General features: G+C 61.7%; 17 protein-coding genes. 14 read left to right on the top strand and 3 right to left on the bottom strand.

Annotation, left to right across the window (positions count from 1 at the left end; translation table 11 throughout):
• Positions 1-62 precede the first annotated feature (62 nt).
• The 3 genes from dnaJ (at position 63) to HMPREF3149_RS11080 (ending at position 3588) form a co-directional block, all read left to right on the top strand.
• Positions 63-1271, top strand: a complete 1209-nt coding sequence (gene dnaJ, locus HMPREF3149_RS11090; RefSeq protein ID WP_070538182.1) for a molecular chaperone DnaJ — start codon at positions 63-65, stop codon at positions 1269-1271.
• A 13-nt stretch (positions 1272-1284) separates the two neighbouring features.
• Entirely contained in the window at positions 1285-1701 is a 417-nt protein-coding gene (locus tag HMPREF3149_RS11085) for a heat shock protein transcriptional repressor HspR (RefSeq protein ID WP_042532502.1), read from the top strand.
• A 366-nt stretch (positions 1702-2067) separates the two neighbouring features.
• Entirely contained in the window at positions 2068-3588 is a 1521-nt protein-coding gene (locus HMPREF3149_RS11080) for an acetaldehyde dehydrogenase ExaC (protein WP_042532500.1), read from the top strand.
• A gap of 28 nt (positions 3589-3616) precedes the next feature.
• Here HMPREF3149_RS11080 and HMPREF3149_RS11075 read toward each other — a convergent pair whose 3' ends face one another.
• Together HMPREF3149_RS11075 and HMPREF3149_RS11070 are read right to left on the bottom strand one after the other, a co-directional pair.
• Positions 3617-4765: an alpha/beta hydrolase gene (locus HMPREF3149_RS11075; RefSeq protein ID WP_070538181.1), complete on the bottom strand. Its 1149-nt coding sequence runs from the start codon at positions 4763-4765 to the stop codon at positions 3617-3619.
• The gene (locus HMPREF3149_RS11070) at positions 4762-5022 is read right to left on the bottom strand and encodes a hypothetical protein (RefSeq protein ID WP_042532496.1); all 261 of its coding nucleotides are present in this window, start codon (positions 5020-5022) and stop codon (positions 4762-4764) included. The genes HMPREF3149_RS11075 and HMPREF3149_RS11070 overlap by 4 nt, the downstream gene beginning before the upstream one ends.
• A gap of 102 nt (positions 5023-5124) precedes the next feature.
• Between HMPREF3149_RS11070 and HMPREF3149_RS11065 the strand changes: the two genes are divergently transcribed.
• A complete protein-coding gene (locus HMPREF3149_RS11065) occupies positions 5125-5934 on the top strand; it encodes a carbon-nitrogen hydrolase family protein (RefSeq protein WP_070538179.1) in 810 nt (269 codons plus the stop codon).
• Positions 5935-5964: 30 nt separating this feature from the next.
• Here the strand turns inward: HMPREF3149_RS11065 and HMPREF3149_RS11060 are convergent, their stop codons facing one another.
• The gene (locus tag HMPREF3149_RS11060) at positions 5965-7161 is read right to left on the bottom strand and encodes an FAD-binding oxidoreductase (protein ID WP_070538177.1); all 1197 of its coding nucleotides are present in this window, start codon (positions 7159-7161) and stop codon (positions 5965-5967) included.
• Between the two features lie 167 nt (positions 7162-7328).
• Between HMPREF3149_RS11060 and HMPREF3149_RS11055 the strand changes: the two genes are divergently transcribed.
• The 10 genes from HMPREF3149_RS11055 to HMPREF3149_RS11010 all read left to right on the top strand — a co-directional run bounded on the left by HMPREF3149_RS11055 (position 7329) and on the right by HMPREF3149_RS11010 (position 20841).
• The gene (locus tag HMPREF3149_RS11055) at positions 7329-8699 is read left to right on the top strand and encodes a sodium/glutamate symporter (protein ID WP_042532490.1); all 1371 of its coding nucleotides are present in this window, start codon (positions 7329-7331) and stop codon (positions 8697-8699) included.
• Between the two features lie 357 nt (positions 8700-9056).
• Positions 9057-10433 carry a TetR/AcrR family transcriptional regulator gene (locus HMPREF3149_RS11050; protein WP_070538175.1) on the top strand — a complete coding sequence of 459 codons (1377 nt, stop codon included), beginning with the start codon at positions 9057-9059 and terminating at the stop codon, positions 10431-10433.
• 291 nt (positions 10434-10724) lie between these two features.
• Positions 10725-13283 carry an ATP-dependent chaperone ClpB gene (gene clpB / locus HMPREF3149_RS11045; protein WP_070538173.1) on the top strand — a complete coding sequence of 853 codons (2559 nt, stop codon included), beginning with the start codon at positions 10725-10727 and terminating at the stop codon, positions 13281-13283.
• 46 nt (positions 13284-13329) lie between these two features.
• Positions 13330-14181 carry a sulfurtransferase gene (locus HMPREF3149_RS11040; RefSeq protein ID WP_070538171.1) on the top strand — a complete coding sequence of 284 codons (852 nt, stop codon included), beginning with the start codon at positions 13330-13332 and terminating at the stop codon, positions 14179-14181.
• Between the two features lie 138 nt (positions 14182-14319).
• Positions 14320-15516 carry a type III secretion system chaperone family protein gene (locus HMPREF3149_RS11035; RefSeq protein ID WP_070538169.1) on the top strand — a complete coding sequence of 399 codons (1197 nt, stop codon included), beginning with the start codon at positions 14320-14322 and terminating at the stop codon, positions 15514-15516.
• A gap of 174 nt (positions 15517-15690) precedes the next feature.
• Positions 15691-16236: an orotate phosphoribosyltransferase gene (gene pyrE, locus HMPREF3149_RS11030; RefSeq protein ID WP_042532479.1), complete on the top strand. Its 546-nt coding sequence runs from the start codon at positions 15691-15693 to the stop codon at positions 16234-16236.
• The gene (locus tag HMPREF3149_RS11025; RefSeq protein WP_371440981.1) at positions 16229-16948 is read left to right on the top strand and encodes a TrmH family RNA methyltransferase; all 720 of its coding nucleotides are present in this window, start codon (positions 16229-16231) and stop codon (positions 16946-16948) included. Before pyrE ends, HMPREF3149_RS11025 begins: the two co-directional genes overlap by 8 nt.
• A gap of 63 nt (positions 16949-17011) precedes the next feature.
• Complete coding sequence (locus HMPREF3149_RS11020) at positions 17012-18208, top strand: glycoside hydrolase family 76 protein (RefSeq protein WP_042532475.1); 1197 nt, start codon at positions 17012-17014, stop codon at positions 18206-18208.
• 186 nt (positions 18209-18394) lie between these two features.
• Positions 18395-19429, top strand: coding sequence for a class II fructose-bisphosphate aldolase (gene fbaA, locus HMPREF3149_RS11015; RefSeq protein WP_042532473.1), 1035 nt, complete (start codon positions 18395-18397; stop codon positions 19427-19429).
• Between the two features lie 188 nt (positions 19430-19617).
• The gene (locus tag HMPREF3149_RS11010) at positions 19618-20841 is read left to right on the top strand and encodes an FUSC family protein (protein WP_070538165.1); all 1224 of its coding nucleotides are present in this window, start codon (positions 19618-19620) and stop codon (positions 20839-20841) included.
• The last annotated feature ends 33 nt before the right edge of the window (positions 20842-20874 follow it).

Genomic DNA, 20874 nt, shown 5'->3' with positions numbered 1-20874 from the left:
CTTGACGCCACTCTTCTTTTAGATACAACTTTTGAGATTCTCCTGAAAGGAGGAGATGCCCAGTGAATGCTAAGCCAGAATGGGCAGACAAGGATTACTACGCGGATCTGGGGGTCTCCTCGTCCGCTACCGCCGACGAGATTAAGCATGCTTACCGCAAGCTCGCCCGCGAGAATCACCCCGACGCCAACCCGGACAACCCGGAGGCGGCGGAGAAGTTCAAGCAGGTGGCTGAGGCGTACGACGTGCTGTCTGATGCGTCCGACCGCAAGGACTACGACCAGTTCAAGGCCATGATGCGCAGCGGCGGTGGCTTTGGGCGGAGAGGAGGCGCCGGATTTCCCGGCGGGTTTCGATCCCCGAACATGGGTGGACCGGGTGCGCAAGAATTCGACCTCTCCGACATCTTCGGAGGATCCCCTCGAGGAGCGTCTCAAGGCGGCGGTTTTGGGGATATCTTCGGTGGCGTTTTCAACCGCGGCGGTGGTGCTGGCCACACAGCTCGGCCGTCGCGGGGGGCCGACGTCGAAACGCAGATAACCCTCTCCTTCCGCGAGGCAGCCAAAGGCACCACGATCCCGCTGCAGCTCAGCGGCGAGGCGCCGTGCACCACCTGCCACGGTTCGGGCTCGAAGACCGGGAAGCTGTCGACGTGTAAGACCTGCGATGGAACCGGTTTCACCTCTGAGCAACGCGGTACCTTCGGCCTCTCGGCGCCGTGTACCGACTGCGGTGGCACCGGCCAGCGCGCGGAGGATCCGTGCCCGGATTGCTCCGGCTCGGGAACCGTGCACCGCACGCGCTCCATCACGGTGCGCATCCCCGCCGGTGTTATCGACGGGCAGAAGGTGCGCCTTGCTGGCCAAGGCGAGGCAGGCCCCAACGGCACGCCGTCTGGTGACCTCTTTGTGGCCGTGACCGTGAAACCCGACGAGGTCTTCACGCGTGAGGGCGATGACCTGCACGTGACCGTCCCGGTCTCCTTCGCGGAGCTGGCCTTGGGGGACACCATCACGGTGCCCACCCTGGATTCGCCGGTACGCGTCAAGGTGCCTGCTGGTACCCCGGATGGCCGTACCTTGCGTGTCAAGGGCCGCGGTGTGCCGAAGCGCTCCGGCAAGGCTGGTGACCTTATGGTGAGTGTCCAGGTCGCTGTGCCCACCAATCTGGATGCCGCTGCCTCCTCGGCGCTGCGCAGCTATGCGCAGGCGGAGAAGGATTCCGGCTTTGACCCGCGCAAGGGTTGGGCCGGAAACCCGGTAAAGCGCTAGAGGGAGGTGTGTGATGAATAAAGACGCAACAGGCCGAAGCGACTCTGCGAAGCCGAAGGCGATGTACGTCATTTCCGTCGCAGCGGAGCTGTCTGGCATGCATGCCCAGACTTTGCGCACCTATGACCGCATGGGGCTGGTGTCCCCAGCTCGTACCTCCGGTGGCGGACGTCGCTACTCCGAAAGCGATATCGAGCTGCTGCGCAAGATCCAGGCCCTCTCGCAGGATGATGGCGTGAATCTGGCCGGCATCAAGTCCATCATCGAGCTGACAGCGGAGCGTGACCGCCTCGCCGCCGAGCGCGACGAGCTCCAAGCCGAGGTCGAGCGCCTCCGCAGCGAGTCCCGGCCGTCCCGTGGCGAGCTCGTGCACGTGCCGCGCTCCACCTCCGTGGTGATGTGGAAACCGCGCCGCGGCCGCCGCAGCTAGGCACCTTCACCCCCTCCTTGATGGAGGGGGTTCTACTGTTTTCGGCCTTTCCCAGTCTCGGCCGGCCCTGCCCGGCCACCCGTTTGGGCCTGGCCTGCGTGCCTGCTGCGCTCCCAGGGGCCCTAACTGACGCAGATCCTGCCCCACATTGCTCTGGGGTCCAGATCCCCGTCAGTTAGGGCCCTTCTTCTAGGCCAACTTCTGCGCTAGTTGCCCAGTGCCAAAAGCTTTCTTGTAGAAAAACGTGAGTTTGGCAGAATATATCGCTACACTCGCATTCAATGGTGTGTTGCCCGTCACTTTCTATGAATTTTGTGCGGGCGGCCGCCGTGATGGAAAAGAACCCACAAGAAAGGCACTACGCGCATGACTTTGTATGCAAACCCCGGAACTGACAATGCCATCGTCTCCTTCCGCGAGCGCTATGACAACTACATCGGCGGCGAGTGGGTTGCGCCCGTCGATGGCGAGTATATGGACAACATCACCCCGGTCACCGGTGAGGTCTTCTGCCAGGTAGCCCGCGGTAAGGAAGCAGACATTAACTTGGCTATCGACGCCGCCGAGAAAGCCTTCGAGACCTTCGGCAAGACCACTCCGGCAGAACGTGCTCTTTTGCTGCACCGCATTGCGGACCGCATCGAGGAGAACCTGGAGAAGATTGCTGTCGCGGAGACCTGGGAGAACGGCAAGGCTGTGCGTGAGACCCTCGCCGCTGACATCCCACTGGCCGTGGATCACTTCCGTTACTTCGCCGGCGCCATCCGTGCCCAAGAAGGCCGTCTTTCCCAGATTGACCAGGACACCGTGGCGTATCACTTCCACGAGCCGCTGGGCGTCGTGGGGCAGATTATTCCGTGGAATTTCCCACTGCTCATGGCCGCATGGAAGATTGCCCCGGCCCTGGCTGCGGGCAACACCATCGTGATGAAGCCGGCGGAGCAGACGCCTGCGTCCATCCTGCTGCTCATCGAGATTATTGAGGACCTCCTGCCCAAGGGCGTGCTCAACATCGTTAATGGTGTTGGCGACGAAGCCGGTGCGGCATTGTCCGGTTCTGACCGCATTGCCAAGATTGCCTTTACCGGCTCCACCCCGGTGGGCAAGATCATCAACAAGACCGCTGCTGACAAGGTCATTCCGGTCACCCTGGAGCTGGGCGGAAAGTCACCGTCCATCTTCTTCGCTGACATCATGGATAAGGACGATGACTACCTAGAGAAGTGCGTCGAGGGCTTTGTCATGTTCGCCCTCAACCAGGGCGAGGTCTGCACTTGCCCGTCGCGTGCGCTTATCCATGAGGACATCGCGGACAAGTTCCTTGAGCTGGCCGTGGAACGCGTAAAGAAGATCAAGATTGGGCATCCGCTCGATACCGAGACCATGATGGGTGCCCAGGCCTCACAGGAGCAGATGGACAAAATTACGGAGTACCTCGAGGTGGGCCCGAAGGAAGGTGCGGAAACCCTCGTCGGCGGCCACGTGAACAAGGTGGAGGGCCTGGAGAACGGCTACTACATCGAGCCCACCGTGTTTAAGGGCACCAACGATATGCGTATCTTCCGCGAGGAGATCTTCGGCCCGGTGCTCTCCGTGGCCACGTTCAAGGACTTCGAGGAAGCTATTCAGATTGCTAACGACACCAACTTCGGCCTCGGTGCCGGTGTGTGGTCGCGCCACCAGAACACCTGCTACCGTGCTGGCCGCGAAATTCAGGCCGGCCGCGTGTGGATTAACCACTACCACGTGTACCCCGCTCACAGTGCCTTCGGTGGCTACAAGGAGTCCGGCATCGGACGTGAGAACCACCTTATGATGCTGGGGCACTACCAGGAGACCAAGAATATGCTCGTGTCGTACTCAGAGGAGCACGCCGGCCTATTCTAAAACGCACTGCGCAGCGGCTAGGTAAGTCCTAACGGCGCTGAGCAATAGAGCCTAGACCCCGCAGGAATGCGGGGTCTTTCCAATAGGTGCCGTGGTCGCCCGGTAAGCCGTTCGCGCCGGGGAGGGGAGAAGCACCGAAGTTGGGGGAGGACGGACTAGGCCCGTGGATGCCGCCGAGGGGACCGGTGGTCAGAGCAATGGGATCATCGGCATTGGTGGCACTCCACACACGGCCGTGGAGCTGGTCCGCGCTCGTGGTGGAAGCGCCAGGGCTGCCGACGAGCACGATGTCATCAGCAACCTTCTCCTCGTGGGCGGCCTTGCCCACGACGACCGAGCCATAGGAATAACCGATCAGCATGTGCTGCGCCCGAGGGAAGCGAGCGCGGAGTGCACGTTGAAAGCGAGTGAGCTCCGCCGCCCCGCGCCGGGCCGGCTCCTCGTGCACGGCGCGCGACAAGGAGGAAGGGGCGGAATAACCGAGCCACGCCACCGTGGGCCCACCGGTGGCATGGGCAATGGAGCGAGCACGCTCAAGCGAGGTTGGCCAACCTGCGGGATCGGAGGAACCTACACCGCCCACGAAGGTGCTGACGTTTAACACCTGCGCGGGCTGAGTGGCTAGTCCGGAGGGGTCGATAAGAGCCACGAGGCGCCCGGGACTGGTTTCCAGAATGGTCATATCTGGATTCGCGGCGGCGAGCATGCGGACCTCGTCGCTGGCGAGGGTGAGTTGCACCTGATGGAGCTCGGCAAAGGAGAGATCAGCATAATCGTCGAGGCGGGTTGGGGGAGCGGACATCTCCGGTGTGCACAGGGCGTGGAGTTGGCGGGCGCAGGCCCAATCGAGGGCGTCGGCAAGCGCATCGAGCTGGCCCATGAGACTACTGCGTGGATGGGTAAGAGGGGAAGCACTGAGGCGGGCGCGAAGGTTCTCAATCTTCTCCTGGAGGGGAGCGTAGAGCGACACGATCTGGGCGGCCATACGCATCTGCTGGGCGGGGCTGAGAAGGCTATCCGTGCCGCGGCGAAGAGCGGAGCGGGCAGCATCGCCAGCGGCGCCAGAGATAGCTAGAGCCACCCAATGATGGTGGGACTCATCGATATAATTATCCAGCTCACGGGATAAAGCGGAGAGTTCAGACGAGGTGGCATAGAGGGTCTGCGCGGTGCTCATCGGAAACCTTCCAAACGGGCGGACAGCTCGGAATCGATATCGTTGGCCGCCACCACGAAACGCTCAAGGTCCTCTAAGTGGGCCATGCGCGCGGCGTCGCTGGAGCGGCGAGAAGATTCCCACTGGGAAGCTAAACGCGCGAGCGCCGCAGCGGTGCGGGGCGGGGCATCTAAAGCTGTGGGGCCGGGTGGCGGGCGGTGGTCATAGAGGTTGCGGATCTGGGTGAGGGCAGCATGGTCAATGTCGAGGTGGTTCATAGCATCGAGACTGCGCCAGGTGTCCTATCGCCGTAAAGAGCGGCAACCGCGAATCCACGAAATCTGTGGATAACTAGTCCGGGCTCGTCTACCGTAGGCCGCATGAAGGTAGCAGCAGTACAGTTCACCAGCACCGGAGACGTGGAGGAGAACCTGGCCGTAGCGCTGGGGAAAATCCAGGAGGCGGCGGAGAATGGCGCCCAGCTCATTGTCTTGCCGGAGGCCACCACGCAGAGCTTTGACTCCGGGCGTCTAGACACGCATGCGGAGGGCTTCGACGGTCACGTGGTGACTGCGGTGCGGGCGCTGGCGGAAGAGCTCGGCGTGTACGTGGTGCTGGGCATGTTTGCTCCCGCCGATACTGTCGAGCGCGGTGAGAAGACCATCAACCGCGTCACCAACGTGGCGCTCATTGCCGGCCCAGGTGTGCTGGGAGGCTACGAGAAGATGCATACCTACGACGCCTTCAATTACCGCGAATCCGATACCGTTCGCGCGGGCGATTCACTTGTGACCTTCGAGGTTGAGGGCATCACCGTTGGCGTGGCCATTTGCTATGACATTCGCTTCCCCGAGCAGTTCAAGGAGCTGGCCCGCCAGGGCGCGCAGCTCATCGTGGTGCCCACGAGCTGGGCGGACGGTGAGGGCAAGCTAGACCAGTGGCGTCTGCTCACCGCTGCTCGCGCCTTGGATTCCACCAGCTATATTCTTGCTGCGGGCCAGGCGCGCCCCGGCGGGGAGGCGAAGGCCGGGGAAGACTCAGGGCCGACCGGTATCGGGCACTCGGTGCTCGTGGCCCCCGACGGCACCCGCGTGGCCGAAGCCGGTTATGAGCCTGAAATCCTCTACGGCGAGGTTGACCCGGACACCGTGGCCTCGGTGCGGGAATCCCTCCCAGTGCTTGACGCCTAAGCGCTTCGAGCGCTTAGGCGCTTTGAGCGCTTAGGTCCACTGGGATTTCTTCCACGCCGCCCAGGCCTCCCAATCACCGCCCCAGCCATCGAGCTCGGCTGCCGACGCCGTCCATTCACTACCGCGCTGCCAGCCTTCCGTGATGATGGATTCCGGCTTTACCCCGCCCTTGAGTAGCGCGGCCTGGGCCACCTCCACGCGGTCAGCCGCGCCGATGAGCACGAAGCGCCGGTTGGTGCCGTGGGCTAGGACCGGGTCCATGGGCTCTGCAGCGACGATGGGGGAGAAACCCGCTGCCGGGGCGGTTGCGCCAAGCAGCCACGGATCGGTCGCATCGCGAACAATGTGCTGAATCTTTAGGGAGGGCACCAACGCTTGCAGGTTCGCCCGAAACTCTGTGTCATAGTGCTTGCCCGGGGTAGGTGCGACGACGACCACGCGCAGGCCCGAGGGGAGGTCGGGGAGGGCGTCGAGAAGCAAGGCGCGCGCACCGGCCCACCCAGTGCCGAAGGCGATGAGGGTCGTGGAAGGGCCGAGACGCACCGGATCACCCGTAGGGGCGCCGAGCGTCCACCAATCGCCCGGTTGGGCCTTCGCCAACATGGATGAGGCCTCACCAGCCAGGGCCACGTGGAAGGTCAGCTGGCCTGAGGGATCGGCCGGAGCGGCAGGGGTGAGCAGGCGCCACGTGCCTGGGGTGAGCTGCGACGTGACTGGCACAGACTGTCCCGCGCGGTACTCCACTGGCACACCTGACTCGAGCCGCACTACGGCCGTGCGCCGATTCGGCTTCTCGACGGCCACGACTTGGGCGCTATGGGCAGGAGCAACACCGGAGACGTCGGCAAGCGCGGCGGCCTCCTGCATGAGCGAACAGATACGAGAAATGGTGCGCGTGGCCACGCTGTACTGATGCGGCGTGAGCCCCAGCACGCTGAGGCCGTGGATAAGCGAAGCCTCAAACTGGGGATAGATCTCCGGTGGGAAACCATGCCGGCGGTGCTCGCGGCCCAAGCGTCCTAGGCGTTCGGCCACATCGGGGGGAATCCTGCCCTCCTCGAGGTTCTCCAACACCCACGCCAAGGCCGGCGCCATCGAGGGATGGGTGTCTTTCATAGAGAGAGCAAAAATCTGGCGGGCCTGCGCCACGGTGGCGAAAAAGTGACCGTGTACTGCGTCGCGGTACTCCTCGGCGTGATTGCGCAGATGCTCACCCAGTTCCCTCATGCCCGCCCATCATAGTCGCCGGGGGTAGCCATTAATTACCCACGGATTATAAGCAGGGGTGGCATAGCGGGCATGTGGTTGTAGTGTAATCTACGGTTCATTTCCCGGAAGAGGGTGACTCTTATCTCTATGACGCCGCCATGAGCGGCACGGAAGGAAGATTTCGCATGGAAGAATTCTCTGCGTATACGATCATGGTCGATGTCGGCTGGATCTCGTTGCTCATGGTCATCGGCAACGTACTGCGCCACAAGATCAAGTTCGTATTCCAGGATCTGCTCCTGCCCGCCCCCATCACCGCGGGCCTCCTCGGCCTCATCCTTGGCCCCAACGTCCTGGGCTGGGTAGGCCTGTCCGATAATCTCGGCAGCTACACGTCGCTGCTTATCGCGGTGGTCTTTGCTTCTATGGCCTACTCCATGGAGATGGGCGGCAACATGGGCAAGGGTGCTCGCAACATGTGGGGTTATTCCACCATGATGTTCACCGGCCAGTGGGGCTTGTTTATTGTGCTGGGTCTGCTCCTGTTCAAGCCCACCTTCGATACCCCGGACTGGTTTGGCATGATGCTGCCTGTGGGCTTCACCGGTGGCTTCGGTACCGCAGCAGCCGTGGGCGGCGCCCTGGAGGGCGTGGGCGCAGATGCCGCTTCCTCCCTGGGCTTTACGTCCGCAACGGTGGGCACGCTGGCCGCCATTGTCGGCGGCATTGTGGCTGGTAACTGGGGAATCCGCAAAGGCAAGGTGTCGCATGTGCCGAAGGAGCTTCCGGAGGAACTGCGCCGCGGATACATCTCCCGCCTTGAGGACCGCCCGTCGGTGGGCCGTGCGACAACCAACCCCTCCGCCATTGAGCCCATCACCCTCCACGTCGGCTTCATTGCGCTGACCGTCATGACCGCCTACGGCATCAACCAAGGCATCGCGTCCCTCTGGGAGAACGTTTCTATCCCACTGTTTGCCATGTCCATGGTCGTGGGCCTTATCTTCCGCGCCATCATGAACATGGTGGGCGCCAAGGACTACTTGGACAAGGACACCGTGAGCTCCGTGTCCGGCGCTGCTACCGACTACCTCATCGCCTTCGGCGTGGCGGCCATCGTGCCGGCAGCTGTCGCGGCCTACTGGCAGGCACTCCTCCTCCTCTTCGTTCTGGGTACCATCTACTGCGCGTTCTTCCTTATCTGGTTCCCGGCGGAGTTCTTCGGCGAGCGCTGGATCGAGCGCGGCATCTTTGGTTGGGGCTGGGCCACCGCTACCGTGGCCACCGGTATCGCCATCCTCAAGATCGTGGACCCGAAGCTGAAGTCCGGCACTCTTTCGGAGTATGGCATGGCCTACATCGGCTTCGGACCCTTTGAGATCTCCTGGACCATCCTCGCCCCGATGGCCGTCATGTATGGCTTCACCGCAGGCTTCGGTTGGGTCTCCTTGGGCATTGCGGTGGTCATCTACCTCGTGTTCAAGTTCACTGGCATGATGCCGCCGCGTGGCACCATCTTCAAGGAGGGCATCGGACACGTCGGCGAACGCAAGTAATCTCGCGCTATTCTAGCCCCGGCTGCGGCCGGGGCTTTTATTGTCTAAATATTTTTATGGTGGATTGCGGACTTCGAAGCGGTATTGCCAATTAAGTGCATGCGATCGTAGAAAGGCGAATCTGCGAAACTCTGACGAGGAAAAAGCTGAAGTTATTATATTTTTCCGGGGATGTTTATGGTGTGAAGACTTGGGGTAGGATGTTGTGGTGGCGTCACTGTCCCGCGGCAGTGTGATGTTGAAACTAACTGTCGCCTGCACATTGCTGTTTATATATTATTCGGGCTAAAATCTGAGAAGCTGTTAACCTAGTCCTATCCCTCCTCTTACCCATCGGGCTCAAGCTTAGGAAAATGCATGAAGTATCTATTTGCGGATTCGCCTCGTGAGGCCATCCTCGAGGCGGCGGTCCATGTTGCTGCTGCTCATGGTGATGACGCTGTCACAGTGGAGTCGGTGGCCAAATATGCCGGTCTACAGCCCTCTGATGTTACTGCTGTATTTTCCGATCGTGCCGAGATTGTTTCCGCTATCTACGAGTACTTGTCCCAGCGCAAGGTGTCGTTTCTCAAGGAAACCCTTGAAACTAATCCTGGCTACGCCGATCTTTTCACCAAGCTCACGACGTTTACTGAGGCGTACTACGAATATGCCGAGCGTGAGCCGGAACTATTCCGCTACCTCTTCGAGCAAAAAGCCTGCGTTTTGGAGGATGAATGGCGGACCATCTGTGAGGGAAAACCATCCAACAATATGGCGCTCGATCTTGTCTACGAGAACATGGTGGCCATCGCCGAGCATGCGGGGCTTGAGGTGGGACCGGATGTGTGTCCGCCGACGTTGGCAAAGTTGAGCGTAGCCAGCTGGGCCACTGTCCATGGCATGGCCCACCTCAGTGTGCTGGGAGTCCTGCGCCATCAGCATTCGGTAGTCCGCCGTTTCAACCTGCGTGAAGTGGGCAAGGCGCTTATCGGCACCCTTTTTCAAGCCGCGGATACCTGCGAGACGCCGGATATGAGGGCACCTATGGAGGAGTACCGTGAGCGCCTGCGTCAGTATGATTCGGGCCGCGATAATATTCCGGATATTTCTGCCATTGAGGATCTCACTGCGCTACCTGCTGACGAGGCTCGCGTTGCCATCATGGAACGCGCTATTCAGCTAGCCGGCAAGAATGGCATGCACGCTGTGACCATTGAGAACGTTGCTGAGTACTTTAACGTGTCCGATGTTTTCGTGGCCTCCCTTGCAGATAATGACTTTGTTCTGCGGGAGCGCGTCGAGCAGGAAACGGACCGTGAACTTGAGAGTCGAATTCTGTATCTCCTTGACCAGCTCCCGGAGGATGCTCCTGCGCGCGAGAAGCTTCTGTGCATTGCGGTGGCGTACTTTGCGTACGCGATTTCGGAACCGGAACGCTACAGCGCATGTATTGCAGCGGCGTCTGGCTCCGTTGTCCCGCTCAGTGAGGATGGTGAGGAGCAAACCCAGATGGGCGAGTCCTTTGCTCTGCTCATGCGCTTCACGCGTGAAGCGCTGCGGGAGGCCGGCCACGAGCCGGAAGATCGCTTGGTCTATATCAAGAACTTCACCCTGTGGGCTGGTGCTGATGGCATGTGCCACCTAGCTTCTGTGGGCGAGTTCCGCACTATCGATATTGAAGAGAAGTGGTCCATCTACTACGCCGTGGTGGGTATCGTCTTCGCTTCCTTTGCGTACAGCCTGCGCAGCTAAACGCCCCGCAACTCTGATGTCCGCGCGCCTGTGGCACGCGGATTTTTTATGCCCATCCTGCCTCCACCGGCGGCATCCAAGAAAGTTGAGCGCACCAGTATCAACCAGGGGCTGAAAAGTTTTCCAAAAAAGATCTACTTGAGTGGAACAGACTCAAGTTCTTTGGCGTTATAGTCGGTGAAGCTTCCTTTTCCTCCCCATACCGCACGGGCCGACACTGCACGGGCCACCATCGTACGAGTTGTGGGAAGGGGAGGGGAAGGACTGAGAAACACAAGGAGAAAACTAATCATGAGTTCGTTCAACCCCACCACTAAGACACAGGAGGCGCTGCAGCAGGCGCTGCAGGTAGCCTCCACCAACGGCAACCCGGATATCCGTCCGGCACACCTTTTAGCAGCAATCCTCGAGCAGAAGGATGGCATTGCCGCCCCAGTGCTCAAGGCCACCGGCGTGGATCCGGAGACCGTCCTGAAGGAGGCCCGCCAGCTCGTTGATGCCCTGCCCAAGGCAGAGGGCGCCAACATGGCGAACCCAAACTTTAACCGCGACGCACTCAACGTCTTAACCCGTGCCCAGGAGCTGGCCGGGGAGCTCGGTGATGAGTACGTCTCCACCGAGGTTCTCCTAGCCGCCATTGCGGGTTCACAGTCGGATGCTGCGGAGCTTTTGACCTCTCGTGGCGCTACCTATGATGCGCTCAAGGGTGCTTTCCCCTCCGTGCGTGGTGCTGCGAAGGTGACCTCGGAAAACCCCGAGGATCAGTTCCAGGCCCTTGAGAAGTACGCGACCGACCTGACTGCCCGCGCCCGTGAGGGCAAAATTGACCCGGTTATTGGCCGTGATCAGGAAATCCGCCGCGTGGTGCAGGTGCTCAGCCGCCGCACGAAGAACAACCCGGTCCTCATCGGTGAGCCGGGCGTGGGTAAGACCGCCATTGTGGAGGGCCTCGCCCGCCGCATCGTGGCCGGTGACGTTCCGGAGTCACTCAAGGGCAAGACCCTGCTGAGCCTAGACCTGGGCTCCATGGTTGCTGGCGCGAAGTACCGCGGTGAGTTCGAGGAGCGCCTTAAAGCCGTTCTCGATGAGATTAAGGCTTCTGAGGGCCAGATCATCACCTTCATCGATGAGCTGCACACCATCGTTGGTGCCGGTGCCTCCGGCGATGGCTCGATGGACGCCGGCAACATGATTAAGCCTATGCTGGCCCGCGGTGAACTCCGCCTCGTCGGTGCCACTACGCTGGATGAATACCGCAAATACATCGAGAAGGACGCCGCTCTGGAGCGCCGCTTCCAGCAGGTCTATGCCGCCGAGCCTTCCGTTGAGGACACCATCGGTATCCTCCGTGGCCTCAAGGAGCGCTACGAGGTGCACCACGGCGTGCGCATCCAGGACTCCGCCCTGGTCTCTGCTGCGGAATTGTCGCACCGCTACATCACCAACCGCTTCCTGCCGGACAAGGCCATTGACTTGGTTGATGAGGCCGGTTCCCGCCTGCGGATGGAAATTGATTCCTCCCCGCAAGAAATCGATGAGCTTGAGCGCATTGTCCGCCGCCTCGAAATTGAGGAACTTGCGCTGAAGAAGGAGTCCGACGCTGCCTCGAAGGACCGTCTGACCAGTCTCCAGCAGGAACTAGCAGATGAGCGCGAGAAGCTCGGTGAGCTCAAAGCCCGCTGGGCCAATGAGAAGAAGGCCATCGATGATGTCCAGGATCTCAAGGAAGAGCTCGATGACCTGCGCCGCCAGGCAGAAATTGCGGAGCGTGATGGCGACCTAGCCCTCGCCTCTGAGATTAACTACGGCAAGATGCCCCCACTGGAGAAGGAGCTGGCCGCCGCCGAGGAGAAGGCCTCCGCGCAGCGCAACACCATGCTGAGTGAGGAGGTCACCCCGGACACCATCGCGGAGGTCGTCTCCGCATGGACCGGTATTCCCGCCGGCAAGATGCTGCAGGGAGAGACTGAGAAGCTGCTCAACATGGAATCCGTCCTGGGCAACCGCGTCGTGGGCCAGAAGGAGGCAGTAACTGCGGTCTCGGATGCTGTGCGCCGCGCCCGCGCTGGTGTGGCGGATCCAAACCGCCCGACTGGTTCCTTCCTCTTCCTCGGCCCGACGGGTGTGGGTAAGACGGAGCTGGCGAAGGCCCTGGCGGACTTCCTCTTCGACGATGAGTCCGCGATGGTCCGTATCGACATGTCCGAGTTCGGTGAGAAGCACTCCGTCGCGCGCCTCGTCGGTGCCCCTCCGGGATACGTAGGCTACGACGCCGGCGGGCAGCTCACGGAGGCGGTGCGTCGCCGCCCCTACACGCTGGTGCTTTTCGACGAAGTGGAGAAGGCCCACCCCGATGTCTTCGACGTCCTCCTGCAAGTCCTTGATGAGGGCCGCCTGACCGACGGCCAAGGCCGCACCGTGGACTTCCGCAACACCGTCATCATCCTCACCTCCAACCTAGGTGCCGGCGGCACCAAGGAAGAGGTCATGGAGGCGGTCAAGCGCAACTTCAAGCCGGAGTTCATCAACCGCCTCGATGATGTTGTCATGTTTGAGCCGCTCACCGCGGACCTGCTCTCTGGCATCGTGGACATCCAGCTCAAGGGCCTCACGGACCGCTTGTCTGGTCGCCGCCTGACGCTTCAGGTGTCTGACGCTGCCAAGCTGTGGTTGGCTGAGCGCGGCTATGACCCCGCTTACGGTGCCCGCCCGCTGCGCCGCCTCATCCAGCAGGCCATCGGTGATCAGTTGGCGAAGAAGTTGCTGGCCGGGGACATCGTGGATGGTGACACCGTGCACGTTGACGTGGCCGATGGCGGCGAACGCCTCGACCTGGCTGCGCGCCGCTAAACCCGCCGCCGCGCGCCATTGAGCTCATGCCCTTATCATCAGGGGCATGAGCATTTTGGTCTCCCCACACGAGCTTCGTGACAAGATTTACCGCGGCGACAAGACAACTATCCTTTCTTCCCTCTGGGCTCCTGGTGAAGGCGAGGCCTTCAACCAATTCTCCTCCCTCCACGTGCCCACCGCCCAGTACGCGGACGCCGCTTCCGCCTTCGTGGGCCTGCCCGGCTCCACGGCGGGACGCAACCCCCTCCCGAAGCCGGAAAAGATGCAGGAGTGGATTAACCACTGGGGTCTGCGTGAGGATTACGAAGTCGTGGTCTACGACGAGGGCCGTGGCCTCTTTGCAGGCCGCGCTTGGTGGACGCTGCGGTGGGCGGGCGTGCAGAACGTCCGCATCCTTGACGGCGGCCTGTCCAACTGGCGTGCCCAGGGGCTGCCCACGATGACCGGCCCGGGCAACCTCGGCATGACCTCCACCATCACGGTTCAGCCAGGCTCCATGCCCACGGTCACCATCGATGAGGTTAAGGAACATACGGGCCTGCTTCTCGACGCCCGCACGCGCAACCGCTTCGCCGGCCGCCGCGAGAACCTCGACCTTAAGGCCGGCCATATCCCGGGCGCAGTGAACCTGCCGGAGCGCCTCTTCCACACGGATGGTGTGACCGTGTGGCGCTCGCCGGAGGAGATCCTCGATATCCTGGGGCAGCACGGCGTGACCAAGGAGAACACCGACGGAGCCATCATCTATTCCGGCTCCGGTAACCACTCCTCCCTGGCCATTGCCCTCCTCGAGTACGTGGGCTTTACCGGTCTGCGCCACTTCGTGGGCGGCTGGTCCCAGTGGTCCGCGAACCCGAAGAACCCCGTCGAGCGCGGCGACCGCGACCACGTTTAATCGCACCACCCTCAGCCCCGCGCCCACCACAGTGCCCCGCTCGGCCCGCTCGCCTTAGCGATTCTGTGCTGCCAAACCAGTACGTGACCAGCGTGCCAGCACGGATCGGGCGCGCCGGGCTATTAGAGTCGGTCAGTGATGCCTTTCGTACTCTTAATCCTCGCCATCGCCGCACTTGCGGCGGGCGTAGCGCTGCTCTGGTGGGACCAGCGCCAGCGCACCACACCCCCCACGGTCGACGCCGCAGACTCCACCATCGAGCCCGAGCTAGAGCCCCAGCCGGAACCTGTGCCAGAGCCCGAGTACGAACCAGCCCCCGAACCGGAAGCAGCTCCCGAGCCAACACCCGAGCCAACACCCGAGCCAGCCCCCGCCACCCCGGACTCAGATCCGGCTGAAGAGGCCACTGACGACGCCACCGACGACGCCACCGAAGAGCCACTCCCGGCACCCCGCTTTGCTGAGCGTGCGGAGCGGGCCAAGCACTTGGTGCCTGGCAGCGCTCGCCGTGAGCGCAAGGCCTTTGGTCAGCAGCGCGGCTGGGACTATGCCAAGCATGACTCCTACCTGGCTGATGAATGGACGCGCGGCGCCGCCGCTCGTGGCCAGGAGCCCAAGGACATCGTCGCCGGGACCGTCCGCGGCCATGAAACACTGCTCTTTGACATGGGAGCTATTCCGGTCATGGCCATGCGCACCGGCGCGGCTTCCGACATCGTGGTGGATATGCGCCGGGTTGGGGAGACGGTGGACAACCCCTCCGAGGATTTGGTGCACGTGTGCACCGAGGAAGGCTTCGATATCTATGCGTCCGAGGCCGGCGTGGGACAACGGCTTATTGATGACCGCGTGATCCACGCCCTGCAGACCCTGCCGGCCGCAGTGACGGCCGTGTGGATGGAAGGGGAGTGGGTCCTCGCCCAAACCACCAAGCAGGCGCGCAGCTCTGAGTGGGAGGAGCTTCTTGAACCGCTCGCCCTCCTCGCGGATTCCGCCCGGGTACTTCCACCGCGCTCTGAGGCGACCCAGGTCCTGCGTGTGGAGGAGCTCGACCCAAGCCGCGACATCCCGGAACCCCCGCAACCTGAGCCCACTGGCCCCACGGCGGTCCCGGACCGTGATGCTTCCCTTGGTGCTCCCAACATCCAGCGCCCCACCGAGCCTGTGGTGATGCCAAGCCGCACGGCAAGTGAAGCTCGCGGCACCATCGACCACACCAGCTTGGGCGCAGACGAGGTCGATGCTATTGCCGATGGCCACGAACACCCCACCCACGAACACAATCAAGCGCGACTGCCGCGCCGCCTTGACGGCGGCTCCTCTATTTTCGACTAGACGCATCGCCAGCAGCGGCTGCCGGCTCTGGCCGCCGGCCCCGGCTGCTGGCGGCCAGCTTTGATTGCCTACCTCGGCTGGTGAGGGCCTCGCGTGCGGGAGAGGGTAGACTACAGGGCGGATTTTTAAAGGCCACAAAAGGCTAGGAACAAGCCACACACAAAGGAGCGCGCGATGAGCCTGGATCAGCAGAAGAAGCAACGCCTAGCAGAACTGGTAAAGGAGCTGGCCGTTGTTCACGGCAAGGTCACGCTGTCCTCTGGCAAGGAGGCCGACTACTACGTTGACCTGCGCCGCGCCACTCTGCAGCATGAGGCTTCGCGTCTCATCGGCTCCCTGCTGCGCGAGCTCACCGCCGATTGGGACTTTGCCGCTGCCGGCGGCCTGACCATGGGCGCGGACCCGGTTGCGCTGTCCATCATGCATGCAGATGGCCGCGACATCGATGCTTTCGTCGTCCGCAAGGAAGCCAAGAAGCACGGCATGCAACGCCAGATTGAGGGTTTCAACGTGGAGGGCCAGAAGGTTCTCGTCGTTGAGGACACCACCACCACTGGTAACTCTCCGCTCACCGCGGTTAAGGCTCTGCGCAAGGCCGGTGCTGAGGTCGTCGGCGTGGCCACCGTGGTGGATCGCAACACCGACGCCGGTGCCGCGATTGCCGCCGAGGGACTGGAGTACCGCTACCTGCTGGGCCTTGAGGACCTCGACCTTGCCTAACCCCGGCGACGCCGCGAATCCCAGCGAGTCTGCACACCAGGCAGACCCAGCCGATGTCACGGACGCTAAAGGCCCCACCGAGTGGAACGAAGGCCGCCACGGCGTCGGCCCCTGGGAAGGTCCGCTGCCAGAAGGTCCCGAAGCAGAGAAGTATGACCCAGAGCTGCTTGCTGAAGGTGACCGCCGCAACGTCGTTGACGCCTACCGTTACTGGACGCGCGAGGCCATCCGTGAGGATATCGACACCCGCCGTCATGCGCTGCACATCGCTATCGAGAACTTTGAAAACGATGCCAATATCGGCACAGTGGTTCGCACGGCGAATGCCTTCGCGGTCGACACGGTGCACATCGTTGGCCGCCGTCGCTGGAACCGCCGTGGCGCCATGGTGACAGATAGGTACCAGCATCTGATGCACCACGCGGATGTCAGCGAGTTGATGGCCTGGGCCGCGGACCAGGGACTCACGGTCGTGGCCATCGATAACACCCCCGGGTGTGTGCCTTTGGAAACCGCAGAGCTTCCGGAGCGCTGCCTTCTCCTCTTCGGGCAGGAAGGCCCCGGGGTCAGCCCCGAGGCCCAAGACGCCGCACTCATGACCTGTTCAATCGCCCAATTTGGATCTACACGCTCCATCAACGCGGGTGTGGCCGCGGGGATTGCTATGCATGCCTGGATCCGCCAGCATGCAGACTTGTCAAAAGCATGGTGAGACCCCGCCCACTATGTTTACATGAGAGGTAACACATTCACACGCTAGGATGATGAGACAAACGTGTTAGAAAAATGGGCCCACCGCGCTGACCTCGCGGAGACAGCCATCAATGAGCGCCACGCGCACGCCGTGTGGGGCCTGCCGCGTACCAACCTTGCCGTGGTGAGCTGGCCGCCCACCACCAAGGAATCGCTCTTCGTCCATTGGCACTACTGGTGGCAGGCTCACTACTTGGACTGCCAAGTCGACGCCGCACTGCGCAAGAACACCAAGATGCGCCGCACACTTATCGCGAACACCATTCGTGGCATCCACGTGCGAAACCTGCGCGCGTTGACGAAGAACCGCTACTACGATGACAAGGCCTGGATGGCCCTGGCTATGGCCCGCGCCGGCGAGCTGAAGAAGCTGCGCCCGCACAAAAAGCTCGGCACTCTGCAGGGCAATATCCACGCGGGCCTTGACGCCCAGGAGGGCGTGCTGCCGTGGCGTGAGGGCGAAACCTTCCTCAACGTGCCCTCCAATGGCCCCGGCGCCATCATGCTGGCCCGCATGGGCCGCTTGGAGGAAGCCCGCCATATCGTGGACTGGATCTATGACCATCTCATTGATGATGACGGCTTCGTCATGGATGGCATCCGTATGCGCATGGATGGCCGCGAGATCGTTCGTGCCATCCACCCTTATTGCCAGGGTGTGGTTCTCGGCGCATGCCTGGAAATCGTCCTCGCCTTGCGTAAGAAGTCTGGGCTGACCTCCCTGGAGACCATCGACACCATCCACGAGGCGGAGCTGGCCAAAGACATGATGGACTACACCACCCGCATTCGCAGCCTCGTACAGGCGGTGGCCACGGGTATGGCTACCCACACTGGTGTCATCGATTGGAATACTGGCGATGGCGATGGCGGGCTTTTCAAGGGCATCCTCGCGCGCTATCTCGCTGATGTTGCCGTGCGCCTGCCCGGTGATTCACCTGCCAACCGTGCGACGAAGAAGCTGGCTGCTCGCCTAGTCATGTGCTCCGCGGAGTCCGTGTGGGAGCACCGACTCGAAGTAGACGGGCTGCCCATTTTCGGCTCCGACTGGACCGCTGATGCCAAGCTGCCCCACAACTATGGTTTCGGGCCGTCAAGCTTGGGGCAGAAGGTCGGGATTATCCGCGTGGCTGAGCGGGACTTGTCCGTTCAGTTGTCCGGGTGGATGCTCCTGGAAGCCTGCACCCGGATTGTGAAGCACAAGTCAAAATCTAAGTAGGTAAGAAAAACTACCTGGCTGTGGCGTACATTCATCTGCGTGCGCCACCCCCTTTAAGTGAGATCACAGTGCATCTCACGGCGCAAATCAACAATAGTAGGCATACTTGGGTGTTGGAACGTGTTGTTTCGCTCGACAATGGAGCAACACGGCTTACTGCACAGCAACTCCAAAGGATGGATCTACATGCCAATCGCAACCCCTGAGGTCTATAACCAGATGCTCGATACCGCCAAGAAGGGCGGCTTCGCATTCCCGGCCATCAACTGCACCTCCTCCGAAACCATCAACGCAGCACTCCGCGGCTTCGCCGAGGCTGAGTCCGACGGCATCATCCAGTTCTCCACCGGCGGCGCCGAGTTCGGTTCCGGCCTGTCCGTGAAGAACAAGGTTGCTGGTGCTCAGGCCCTCGCTGCCTTCGCTAACGAGGCGGCTAAGCACTACGGCGTCAACATCGCCCTGCACACCGACCACTGCCAGAAGGAAGTTCTGGATGACTACGTGCGCCCGCTGATGGCCATCTCCCAGGAGCGCGTTGACCGCGGCGAGCTCCCGCTCTTCCAATCCCACATGTGGGATGGTTCCGCTATCCCGATCGATGAGAACCTGGAGATTGCCCAGGAGCTCCTAGAGAAGGCAAACAAGGCCAACATCATCCTTGAGGTTGAGATTGGTGTCGTTGGCGGCGAGGAGGACGGTGTCCAGGCTAAGGCTGGCGCTAACCTCTACACCTCCCCGGAGGACTTTGAGAAGACCATCGATGCCCTCGGCACCGGTGAGAAGGGCCGCTACCTGCTGGCCGCTACCTTCGGCAACGTCCACGGCGTGTACAAGCCGGGCAACGTGAAGCTGCGCCCGGAGGTTCTCGACGAGGGCCAGAAGGTTGCCATCAAGAAGCTCGGCCTTGAGGACGGCGCGAAGCCGTTCGACTTCGTCTTCCACGGCGGCTCCGGCTCCGAGAAGGAAAAGATCGAGGAGGCTCTGCGTTACGGCGTCATCAAGATGAACGTTGACACCGATACCCAGTACGCCTTCACCAACCCGGTCGCTCGCCACATGTTCTCCAACTACGATGGCGTCTTCAAGATCGACGGCGAGGTGGGCAACAAGAAGGTCTACGACCCGCGCTCCTACATGAAGAAGGCCGAGCAGGCTATGGCTGACCGCGTGGTTGAGGCCTGCACCGACCTGCACTCTGTGGGCAAGACCGTGTCCAAGTAACGGCCGGAGGGCTCGGTGCCTGGCAGAATCCCATCGAGGGAGCACGCCCTACACTCACGCCCTCGCAAGAATTGAGCACGATAGCTGCCGAACCCTTGAGGTTCGAATGGCTATCGTGCTTATTTTTTGCATTCCGCTTTCTTCACCCATGCCACTCCTTTATCTAGGTCGCGTAAAATACGGGAACCATGGGAACGCAAGAGTCATCGTCGAATACGTCGAGTACCGTCACGCGCGTTCGCAGGACTACCCGCGAGCAGCTGCGGCTGGTGGACAAGTCTCTCAAATCGCGCTTCACGCGTGTGCGCAACCGTCTTGTCTTCATGCTGCAGAGCACCCTGGGGGCTGGCTTGGCCTTCTACGTCGCGCATGATTTCTTTGGTCACGAGCAGCCCTTCTTCGCGCCGATGGCCGTCATCATCATTTTGGGGCTCTCCGGAAGTGATCGCATCAATCGCGCGGTGGACATGGCTATCGGTGGCGTCATCGGCGTTCTCGTGGGCACATTGCTCGTGGATGCGCTCGGCACCGGCCCGATTCACATGACCATCATTATTGGGCTGGCGCTCATCATTGGCTCTTTCGTCACCGGCTCGCAGCTGGTGTCCAATCAGATCGTCATTGCCGCCATCCTTATCGCGACCATCCTTCCCCCGGAAGAAATGGGTGGCGTTTCCCGCGCAATTGACGCCATCATCGGCGCGGTCATTGGTTTGACGATGATTATGTTGATCCCTACGTCACCCCTTCGCGCGGGCCGCTCGGAGGTGTCCAAGGTCTTGGGCATCACGTCGTCGGTTCTCAACGATGTGTCCAAAGGTTTGGAAGATGACGATCCGGACCGCATTCTTGAAGCACGTGATGCCGTCCGCGGCACGCAGGGCGATATCAACAACATGCTGAGCGCCACAAAGGGCGGTGCCGAAACCGCCCGCCTTTCGCCCTTCCTGTGGGGCTCGCAGCGCAACGTCCGTTCTCTCGAGCGTGTCCTTACCCCGGTCGATAACGTTGTTCGCGGCACCCGTGTGCTGTCGCGTCGCGCGCTTGTTCTGTCTGAGGACGGTGACAAGGCCACTACTGAGCAGATTGAGCTTATCGACGCCCTCTCGGACATCATGATGGAACTGTCCGGCCTCTACAGTCACCAATCCGCACGTGAGCGCCGCGTGGATGAGGCCCATGCCATCCCGGACATCGTTCACCGCCTACGCCAGCTCGCTGCGCGTTCCTCAATGGATATCGCGGGGGAGAACCCAGTGCTCTCCGCGTACTCGGTCTTGGCCCAGACGCGCTCCATCATTGTGGACTTGCTCATGATTTGCGGCATGTCCCGCGAGTCCGCCGTAGCCCAGCTTGCGCCTACCTCACAGCACCCGGCCTACCCGCCGGAGGTGCTGGAGGACGAAGATTAAGGATGACTAGGGCCGCAACTTTAGCAGTGCGAA

Source organism: Corynebacterium sp. HMSC05E07 (assembly GCF_001807225.1).
Classification (GTDB): domain Bacteria; phylum Actinomycetota; class Actinomycetes; order Mycobacteriales; family Mycobacteriaceae; genus Corynebacterium; species Corynebacterium singulare.
The sequence above is the reverse complement of the archived record's forward strand: the minus strand, read 5'-3'. Positions and strand labels throughout refer to the sequence as shown.

Bases quoted from the DNA above. Each gene is read 5' to 3' on its own strand.
- HMPREF3149_RS11085 (WP_042532502.1), top strand. From the start codon at position 1,285: ATGAATAAAGACGCAACAGGCCGAAGCGACTCTGCGAAGCCGAAGGCG.
- HMPREF3149_RS11060 (WP_070538177.1), bottom strand. From the start codon at position 7,161: ATGAGGGAACTGGGTGAGCATCTGCGCAATCACGCCGAGGAGTACCGC.
- HMPREF3149_RS11010 (WP_070538165.1), top strand. From the start codon at position 19,618: ATGGGAACGCAAGAGTCATCGTCGAATACGTCGAGTACCGTCACGCGC.
- HMPREF3149_RS11035 (WP_070538169.1), top strand. From the start codon at position 14,320: ATGCCTTTCGTACTCTTAATCCTCGCCATCGCCGCACTTGCGGCGGGC.
- HMPREF3149_RS11040 (WP_070538171.1), top strand. From the start codon at position 13,330: ATGAGCATTTTGGTCTCCCCACACGAGCTTCGTGACAAGATTTACCGC.
- HMPREF3149_RS11065 (WP_070538179.1), top strand. From the start codon at position 5,125: ATGAAGGTAGCAGCAGTACAGTTCACCAGCACCGGAGACGTGGAGGAG.
- clpB (WP_070538173.1), top strand. From the start codon at position 10,725: ATGAGTTCGTTCAACCCCACCACTAAGACACAGGAGGCGCTGCAGCAG.
- HMPREF3149_RS11070 (WP_042532496.1), bottom strand. From the start codon at position 5,022: ATGAACCACCTCGACATTGACCATGCTGCCCTCACCCAGATCCGCAAC.
- HMPREF3149_RS11075 (WP_070538181.1), bottom strand. From the start codon at position 4,765: ATGAGCACCGCGCAGACCCTCTATGCCACCTCGTCTGAACTCTCCGCT.
- HMPREF3149_RS11050 (WP_070538175.1), top strand. From the start codon at position 9,057: ATGAAGTATCTATTTGCGGATTCGCCTCGTGAGGCCATCCTCGAGGCG.
- HMPREF3149_RS11055 (WP_042532490.1), top strand. From the start codon at position 7,329: ATGGAAGAATTCTCTGCGTATACGATCATGGTCGATGTCGGCTGGATC.
- HMPREF3149_RS11080 (WP_042532500.1), top strand. From the start codon at position 2,068: ATGACTTTGTATGCAAACCCCGGAACTGACAATGCCATCGTCTCCTTC.
- fbaA (WP_042532473.1), top strand. From the start codon at position 18,395: ATGCCAATCGCAACCCCTGAGGTCTATAACCAGATGCTCGATACCGCC.
- pyrE (WP_042532479.1), top strand. From the start codon at position 15,691: ATGAGCCTGGATCAGCAGAAGAAGCAACGCCTAGCAGAACTGGTAAAG.